General features: G+C 69.0%; 9 protein-coding genes. All 9 read right to left on the bottom strand.

Translation table 11 applies throughout. The features are described from left to right. Positions 1 to 330: 330 nt before the first annotated feature. The 9 genes from DQW85_RS09365 to rpsP all read right to left on the bottom strand — a co-directional run bounded on the left by DQW85_RS09365 (position 331) and on the right by rpsP (position 6,065). A complete protein-coding gene (locus tag DQW85_RS09365; RefSeq protein WP_026215037.1) occupies positions 331 to 654 on the bottom strand; it encodes a DUF2469 domain-containing protein in 324 nt (107 codons plus the stop codon). Positions 655 to 693: 39 nt separating this feature from the next. Then, positions 694 to 1,362 carry a ribonuclease HII gene (locus DQW85_RS09370; protein WP_113699973.1) on the bottom strand — a complete coding sequence of 223 codons (669 nt, stop codon included), beginning with the start codon at positions 1,360 to 1,362 and terminating at the stop codon, positions 694 to 696. A 53-nt stretch (positions 1,363 to 1,415) separates the two neighbouring features. Continuing rightward, the gene (gene lepB / locus DQW85_RS09375; RefSeq protein WP_113699974.1) at positions 1,416 to 2,009 is read right to left on the bottom strand and encodes a signal peptidase I; all 594 of its coding nucleotides are present in this window, start codon (positions 2,007 to 2,009) and stop codon (positions 1,416 to 1,418) included. Next, positions 2,009 to 2,917, bottom strand: a complete 909-nt coding sequence (gene lepB / locus DQW85_RS09380; protein ID WP_113699975.1) for a signal peptidase I — start codon at positions 2,915 to 2,917, stop codon at positions 2,009 to 2,011. Before lepB (DQW85_RS09380) ends, lepB (DQW85_RS09375) begins: the two co-directional genes overlap by 1 nt. Positions 2,918 to 3,059: 142 nt before the next feature. After that, the gene (gene rplS / locus DQW85_RS09385; RefSeq protein WP_113699976.1) at positions 3,060 to 3,422 is read right to left on the bottom strand and encodes a 50S ribosomal protein L19; all 363 of its coding nucleotides are present in this window, start codon (positions 3,420 to 3,422) and stop codon (positions 3,060 to 3,062) included. Positions 3,423 to 3,558: 136 nt separating this feature from the next. Then, positions 3,559 to 4,338 (bottom strand): tRNA (guanosine(37)-N1)-methyltransferase TrmD, encoded by a 780-nt coding sequence (trmD, locus tag DQW85_RS09390; RefSeq protein ID WP_113699980.1) that lies wholly within the window; start codon positions 4,336 to 4,338, stop codon positions 3,559 to 3,561. Positions 4,339 to 4,391: 53 nt separating this feature from the next. Then, positions 4,392 to 4,892: a ribosome maturation factor RimM gene (rimM, locus tag DQW85_RS09395; protein ID WP_113699977.1), complete on the bottom strand. Its 501-nt coding sequence runs from the start codon at positions 4,890 to 4,892 to the stop codon at positions 4,392 to 4,394. 482 nt (positions 4,893 to 5,374) lie between these two features. Continuing rightward, entirely contained in the window at positions 5,375 to 5,620 is a 246-nt protein-coding gene (locus DQW85_RS09400) for an RNA-binding protein (protein ID WP_113699978.1), read from the bottom strand. A 1-nt stretch (position 5,621) separates the two neighbouring features. Continuing rightward, the gene (gene rpsP / locus DQW85_RS09405) at positions 5,622 to 6,065 is read right to left on the bottom strand and encodes a 30S ribosomal protein S16 (protein ID WP_113699979.1); all 444 of its coding nucleotides are present in this window, start codon (positions 6,063 to 6,065) and stop codon (positions 5,622 to 5,624) included. Between the last annotated feature and the right edge of the window lie 399 nt (positions 6,066 to 6,464).

A 6,464-nucleotide genomic window follows, 5' to 3' on the forward strand; every position in this document is an offset into this window, starting at 1 on the left:
CTAAGGACTGTGCAGGGCTAAGGACTGTGCAGGGCTAAGGACTGTGCAGGGCTAAGGACTGTGCAGGGCTGCAAGGCCAAGGGGCTGCGCAGGGCCAAGGGGCTGCGCTGGAGTTGGGAGTGTCCGGATCCAAGTTGGTTCCAGCACGGGGTGGGGCATCACTGGCTCAAGGAGCCGTCCGCTCGGCCGCAGGGGCCCCTGACGGCTACGAGGCCGCCGGGCAGTCAGCAAGGGCGTGCGGCCTCAGCCCCCGCCTACACTCTCCGCACACCCGCGACAATCACGCAGGCCCCCGCAAGCGCGCTCTCCGAAGGAGTCCCCCAGGGGCGGTCAGCCAGAGAAGCCCTCCTTGGGCATTTCGAGGTCGGCCTTCGCCAGTTCCTCCACGTTGACGTCCTTGAACGTGACCACACGGACGTTCTTCACGAACCGCGCCGGCCGGTACATGTCCCAGACCCACGCGTCCTGCATCTTCACGTCGAAGAACACGTCCCCGTTCTCCGCCGTGCGGACGTCGAGGTCGACCGAGTTGGTCAGATAGAAGCGTCGCTCCGTCTCCACGACATACGTAAACAGCCCGACGACATCACGGTATTCGCGGTAAAGCTGCAGCTCCATCTCGGTTTCGTACTTCTCGAGATCTTCTGCGCTCATCGCGGTCCTCCTGTCGTACCGGTCCCCCGGTGTGCCTGGTCAGGCAACCCCGGCCCCCATTTCATTCTCGCCCATCTCTCTGGCCACCGTGACGAAGGAGAAGCGGTGGTGCGCGCACGGGCCGTACGCCTCCAGCGCCAGGCGGTGTCCTGGTGTGACATATCCCTTGTGGTCGGCGAAGCCGTAGGAGGGGAATTCGGCGTCGAGCGAAACCATCATCCGATCCCTGGTCACCTTGGCCACGATCGACGCGGCCGCCATGCAGGCGGCCACCTGGTCGCCCTTCCACACCGCCAGCGACGGTGCCGGGAGGCCGGGCACCGGGAAGCCGTCGGTGAGGATGTACTGCGGGTCACAGGTCAACCGCGCCACCGCGCGCCGCATTCCCGAGATGTTGCTGCGGTGCAGGCCGCGCGCGTCGATCTCGGCGGGCGGGATGACGACGATGCCGATGTGCGCCGACCGGACGATCTGGTCGTAGAGCTGCTCGCGCGCGAGTGCCGTGAGCAGCTTGGAGTCGCCGAGATCCGGGATCTGCCTGCGAAGGATGACGGCCGCGACGACCAACGGCCCCGCGCAGGCCCCCCGGCCCGCTTCGTCGACGCCCGCGATCGGGGTCAGGCCGCGGCGGGCGAGCGCCCGCTCGTAGGCGTAGAGTCCGGAATCGCGCCGGACGACGCTCGGTCGAGGTCGGAACGCAACTGTCATGACAGAGGCAGCGTACGCCCCAATCGCCGCAAACCGCGACCGTAACCCCAGCCCTATTTGACCTTGTCGAAGGTGTCCGGCCTGGTGAAGATCAAACCTCTCCCCAGCGGCCAGTAGCGCATGACCGCCTTGCCCACCACCGCGTCCTCGGAGATGAACCCCTTACCGGGCTCGGCCATGTGGCTGCGCGAGTCGGCAGAGGCGCTGCGGTGGTCTCCCATCAGCCAGAGCTTGCCCGGCGGCACGGTGACCTTGAACTCCTCACCGGACGGGTAGTCGCCGGGGTAGAGATAGGAGGACTCGTCCAGGGGTGTGCCGTTGACCGTGATCCGCCGCTTCGAGTCGCAGCAGACCACCTTGTCGCCGCCGACGCCGATCACCCGCTTGATGGTGTCGTCGCCGTTCCAGCCCTTGAACACGACGATGTCGCCGCGCTCCGGCTTGCCCGCCAGCTTGTTGACGAACACCCGGTCGTTGATCTCCAGGGTGTTCTGCATCGATTCGGACGGGATGTAGAACGACCCGACCGCGAACTGCTGCAGCACGAGTGCGATGGCCACGCCCAGCGCCAGTAGTAAGAGCGTCTCGCGGAAGCCGCCCTTTTTCTTCTTCTGCTGCACGCCCTCCGCCTTTTTGGTGTCGGCCATCAACTCTCCCCGTCCCGACCGCCTGGGGACGCCGCGGCGGGGCGGGGCATGCTCCGCTCCCTCCCGAGCCAGCGCCGGCGGATCAGGACCAAGGGTACGGCCAACGCGAACCCGGCGACGAAGGGGGCCGAACCGCCCAGCGCCCGCAGTCCCGGCTGCGTGAACGTGTCGGGAATGGGCAACGTCCCGGCCCTGGAGAAGGGCCACACGATCACGAACGCCCGCCCGATGACCTGGCCCTCAGGGATCGATCCGCCGCCCGGATCACCCTGGTGGGCCCGCGAGTCGAGCGAGACCGAGCGGTGGTCGCCCATCACCCACAGGTGCCCCGGCGGCACCTTGATGTCGAAGAACTTGTCGGAGGGCACGTTGCCCGGATAGAGGTAGCTCTCCTCGGTGAGCGGGACCCCGTTGACCGTGATGCGCCCCTTGGAGTCGCAGCACTTGACGTGGTCGCCGCCGACGCCGATGACCCGTTTGATGTAGTCCTTCTCGCCGGGCACCACGCCGAACGCGGTGCCGACCCAACGGAAGAACGCCGCGATCGGATTGGACGGCTCCTCCAGCTGGAATTCGCCGTCCCACGAATCGATCCCGGAGAACACCACCACGTCACCGCGCTCGATGGCGCGGGTGTGGTAGACGAGCTTGTTGACCAGGACCCGGTCGTACTTGAGCAGGGTGTTCTGCATCGATTCGGACGGGATGTAGAAGGCCTGGATCACGAAGGTCTTGATGACCAGCGCCAGCACCAGCGCCACGACGATCAGGACAGGGAGTTCTTTCCAGAACGACCCTTTCTTCTCCTTGCCGCGTTTTGCCGGCTTCTGAGTCTCTTCGGCGACCACGTCCACCTCGTCCTCGACAGGGCGGCGCGGCGCGCCGTGCTCCTGGCTCTCGCTAGTCATCGTTGATGAGCCTAGATGATTCACCGGCTCAACAAGCCCCGACCGACGTTACACCCGCGCCCGAGTCGCTCCGCATAAAGAGAATTGCCCGGATAAAGGCGAATGGCCCGCGGCACACGCGGGCCATCCGGTCAACGCCTGGTCACTTGGCGGGGGTCGCCTCGCGCTTCTCACGGATGCGGGCAGCCTTGCCGCGCAGGTCACGCATGTAGTAAAGCTTGGCACGGCGCACGTCGCCGCGGCTCACCAGCACGATCTTCTCGATGACCGGGCTGTGCACCGGGAAGGTGCGCTCGACGCCGACACCGTAGCTGACCTTGCGGACCGTGAAGGTCTCCCGGGCGCCGCTGCCCTGGCGGCGCAGCACGAAGCCCTTGAAGACCTGGATACGGGAGCGGTTGCCTTCGACGACTCGGACGTGAACCTCGAGCGTGTCGCCGGGGCGGAAGCCCGGCACATCGCCGCGCAGGGTCGCCTTCTCGAGCTCCTGGATCTTCGTGTGCATGAGAGCTGTCCTCAAGTCTCGCGAGCACGCGGAGGTCCACCCGGCCGGAGCTCGCGGCGGACGCGCCTGCTGATGTGATGAACCCGGGATCGTTTCCCGGGCACGGCAGACCAACCGAACGACGGTTGGCAACGCCTCAGTTTGCCATATCTTCCGGCCCGACGCGAAACGCGAGCTCGTCGAGGACCTCGCGGTCGCGCTTGTCGAGCGTCTCGGGGTCGAGCCCCGCCGCCAGTTCGGGCCGGTTCGCGACGGTACGGCGCAGCGCCTCGTCCCGCCGCCACCTGGCGACCTTGCCGTGGTGCCCGGAAAGGAGCACGGCGGGCACCTCGTGCCCCCGCCACACCGGCGGTTTGGTGTAGACGGGGCCTTCGAGCAGGTTGCGCATGGCGCCCGGCGCGAAGGAGTCGTCGACGGCCGAGACGGCGTTGCCGAGCACGCCGGGCAGCAGCCTGCCGATGGCCTCCACCATCACCAGCACCGCCACCTCGCCGCCCGCGAGCACGTAGTCGCCGATGCTCAGCTCGTCGACGCGCAGCCGCGCGCCGTACTCACGCATGACACGCGCGTCGATGCCTTCGTAGCGCCCGCACGCGAACAGCAGCCACGGCTCCGCCGCCAGCTCCTGCGCGAGCTCCTGGGTGAACGGCCTGCCGCTCGGCGTGGGAACGATCATGCGGGGCGTGCCGCCCCCCGCCACCACGTCGACGGCCTCGCCCCACACCTCGGGCTTCATGACCATGCCGGGGCCGCCGCCGTACGGGGTGTCGTCCACGGTCTTGTGCACGTCGTGCGCCCAGTCGCGGAGCTGGTGCACCCGTACGTCGAGGATGCCCCGCTCTCGGGCCTTGCCGATCAGCGAGACGTCGAGCGGGGCGAAGTACTCGGGGAAGATCGAGATGATGTCGAGCCGCATCGTGCCGCTCGCGGCCGCCCTCACGGCCGTGGCGGCGTCGCCGGGCCGGTCCATCACAGCAGCCCTTCGGGTGGATCGACCACGAGCCTGCCGCCCTCCAGGTCCACCTCGGGCACCAGGGTCCTGACGAACGGGATGAGCGCGTCGTCCTGGCCGGCGCGCCGGACGACCAGCAGGTCCTGGCCGTGGTGCAGCACGTCGGTGACCTCGCCGACCTCCTCGCCGGAGGCGGTCACCACCGTGAGCCCGATCAGCTGGTGGTCGTGGAACTCGTCGGGGTCCTCGGACGGCGCGACATCGGCGGAGTCGATGACGAGCATCGTGCCGCGCAGCTCCTCGGCCGCGTCGCGGTCGGCGACCCCGGCGAAGGAGAGCAGCAGACTGCCCTTGTGCCAGCGGCTGCTCTCGACGACGAGCGGCCCCCGGCTGGAGGGGTCGGTGGCGATGGACGTGCCGGCGGCGAAGCGCAGCTCGGGATCGTCGGTGCGCACCTCCACGGTCACGTCACCGCGCACTCCGTGCGGGCGGCCTATCCGGCCGACGACCAGCTGCACGTGAACCTGCCTTCTCTCACCTGATGTCTCCAGCGTGGCAGCCCGTCCTCACGGGCGGGGACCAACCCCTCATGGCCGGGCACCGGACCCGGACGCGGGGCGTGTCCGCACCGGTCTCGCCCGGCGTTCGCGGGCGACGGTCGCCAGGTACGGGATCTGACCGAGGCCCAGGTCGGCCCTCGGGATTCGGTCGAAGCCCAGGAGTCGGCCCTCGGGATTCGGCCGACCGGACCCCTGATTCGGCCGAGGCCCGCGAGTCGGCTCCGGGGACTCGGCCCGGCTCCGGTCGCGGGACCCTGACCCCATGATGCCCGCGCCGGCGGGTCGGGCCGGACGGGCATGCGGCGGCCATCCGGGGCCATGGGCCGCCGACGGCGGCGACGAGATGCGGTCGCCGCGGGAACCCTTCCCGATGACGAGGAGGGGATGTCACGCAAGCGCCCTCATCGGAACGTAGCCGATGAGGGCGCACGATCCTGACGCTAACGGACCGTTTCGTGCAGGTCGAGGAGGTCGACCCGTACGTACTTCCCGTCGGCCAGGGCGTTCACCACGGTGCGCAGCGCCTTGGCGGTGCGCCCGCCGCGTCCGATGACCTTGCCCAGGTCCTCGGGGTGCACCCGGACCTCCAGGACGCGCCCGCTACGGATGCGGCGAGCGCGGACCCGGACATCGTCTGGATGTTCGACGATGCCCTTCACGAGGTGCTCGAGAGCCTCCTCGAGCACGTCAGGCCTCGCCCTCGGTCTGGGTCGTCTCGGCGGCGGCCTCGGCCTCGTCCTTCTTCCTGGCCTTCTTGGGCGTGGTGGCGGCGGTGCCGGTGTCGCCACCGGACAGCGCCTCCTTGGCCGCGGCCTCGTAGAGGGCGTGCCTGTCGGGCGCCGGCTCGGCGACCTTCAGCGGAGCCGGGGCGGGCTCACCCTTGAACTTCTGCCAGTCGCCAGTGAGCTTGAGCAGCTTGAGCACCGGCTCGGTCGGCTGCGCGCCGACTCCCAGCCAGTAGGCGGCACGCTCGGCGTTGACCTCGATGCGCGAAGGGTCTTCCTTCGGGTGGTACAGGCCGATCTCCTCGATCGCCCGGCCGTCACGCTTGGTGCGGCTGTCGGCGACGACGATACGGTATTGAGCATTGCGGATCATGCCGAGCCGCTTGAGCTTGATCTTGACTGCCACGGGTGTGGTCTCTCCTGCATTCGAGCGCGGGTGAGCGACGTCTCGCCGAGTGGGGCACGACAGGACGCTCGCTCCAGGGACAGGCGTGACCGCCGGGAGGTGAGAGGGCACCCGACTGGCCACGGTGTTCCAACATGCCATTCTGCCAGATCCAGGGCACTGCCAGCGACGTGACGCGCACGCCGGCCCGTACCGACCCACTCCTTGCCCGCTGAGCCCCTGACACGACCCCGGCCATCAGGCCGGGGACGAGCGCGTCCCCCAGTGCCACCGGAGCGCACCGCCAGGGCGGGCGGATCCTGTCACTCGCGATCCCCGGCGGCACAAGCCCACCGCCTGCGGGCACGCCGACCGAGGCGGCCCAGCGGACGGGCCGCCCGGCGAACGCGGCGCCCCGCG

It is taken from the genome of Nonomuraea lactucae, from assembly GCF_003313395.1.
GTDB classification, from domain to species: Bacteria; Actinomycetota; Actinomycetes; order Streptosporangiales; family Streptosporangiaceae; genus Nonomuraea; species Nonomuraea lactucae.